Raw genomic sequence first — 1,633 nt, forward strand, 5'->3', positions numbered from 1 at the left:
ACCGTGGCGTCGGCGGCGGCCCCGCCCGCGGCCGCCGCCGACGCCACGGTGCCGGTCGTCAGGATCACGTCCCCCGCCTCGGGCAGCACGGTGTCGGGGCCGCGAGGGGCCCGGCGACGAGGAGGAGGGCGAGGAGTCCGACGCCGAGCAGGCGTCCGGTCCTCGACGCCGGAGGTGCGGCCACCCGGCTCCCGGAGCCCTCCGGCGTGCGGTGCGGCGTGCGGTGCGACGTGCTGTGCGGCGTGGTTCGAGGCATGGCGGAGCGGCCCTTCCGTCGTCGGGAGCGAAGACGGAGAGAGACGTGCGCGGTCCCCCCGTGGCGCCTCGTCTCCGGTGCTCGCACCCTAGAAGGGGCGCTGCGAGCGCCTCCAGCGGGTTGACCTCTCGCCGAGCCGCGCGCTAGCCGCGGCGCCCGGGCCCCGCTCCGATCGACCAGACCCGCGGAGGGAGCGCACCGGTCACCGAGTGGTCACCGACGATCCGGGCCTTGAAGACCCACGGGTTGTGGCTCGCGGCGGTGCGGGCGTTGCGCCAGTGCCGGTCGAGGTTCTTGGTCGTGCTCACGCCGGAGGCGCCGAGCGCGTCGAACACGTCGGAGGTCGCGCGGGTGGCGAGCTGGGTCAGCACGATCTGCGCCTGCGCCGACTCGAGTTCGGCGAGGTCGTTCAGTCGCTCCTCCTCGACGAGGTCGTCGCCAGAGGCGGCCTCGTAGGCGAGCTGCAGGGCCTGCGCGGCCTTCTCGACGATCGCCGAGCCGGCGTAGGCGGCGGCCGAGACCTGCCCCACGACCTGCAGGATCTGCGGATCAGCCGCGTACGAGTCGGCGTTGCCGTGCGAGTAGATGCGGGTGCGGCCGCGCACCGCCTCGGCGAGCTCGCGCTCGGCCGCGGCGATGGATCCGGCCAGCACCGACAGCAGCACGGCCTGGTAGAACGCGGTCTGGTAGCGGAACCGGGTGCCGAAGTCGACGACGTCCTCGGCCGCGACCACCGCGTCGACGAAGGTGCTGGTGCCGGAGCCCGTGGTGCGCTGGCCGAAGCCGTCCCAGTCGTCGGCGTGAGTCACTCCGCTCTGACGGGCGTCGACGATCGCGATCACCGTCGCCCCCGTGTCGGAGCGCTGGGCGAAGACGTCGATCCAGTCGGCGAAGATGCTGCCGGTCGAGTAGTACTTGGTGCCGTTCACGAGGAAGCGCTCGGGATCGCCCTCGATCGGGCTGACCTTGGTGTTCACGTCGCCGATGGCGACGGTGCCGACCTCGGTCCAGGCGTTGCCGCCGATCTCACCGTCGACGAAGCGCTGGAGCCAGCGCTCGCGCGTGCCGTCGGTGGCGACGAGGCGGTCCTCGACGAGCGCGAAGTGCCCGCGCAGCGCCTGCGGGATGTTCGAGTCGGCCGAGGCGAGCTCGGTCAGCAGCCGGAAGAGCTGGGGGAGGGTCGCTCCCGCTCCGCCGTTCTCGATCGGCACCCGCACGGCGCCGAAGCCGGCCGCGGCCAGTGCGCGGATCTGCTCGGCCGGCAGCACGTGGTCGCGCTCGCGGGCGGAGGCGCCCGCCGCGATCTCGGCGAAGAGCGGACGGAAGCGCGCGGCGAGCTCCTCGTAGGGCACGGTCCCCCCTGTGAGGAGGGGCGTG

1 protein-coding gene is annotated in these 1,633 nt (G+C 73.7%); it reads right to left on the reverse strand.

Annotation, left to right across the window (positions count from 1 at the left end; genetic code table 11):
• Nucleotides 1–399: 399 nt before the first annotated feature.
• Nucleotides 400–1,608, reverse strand: a complete 1,209-nt coding sequence (locus NB037_RS19210) for an acyl-CoA dehydrogenase family protein (RefSeq protein WP_251948647.1) — start codon at nt 1,606–1,608, stop codon at nt 400–402.
• Nucleotides 1,609–1,633: the final 25 nt, after the last annotated feature.

The organism is Rathayibacter rubneri, assembly GCF_023743255.1.
Classification (GTDB): Bacteria; Actinomycetota; Actinomycetes; order Actinomycetales; family Microbacteriaceae; genus Rathayibacter; species Rathayibacter rubneri.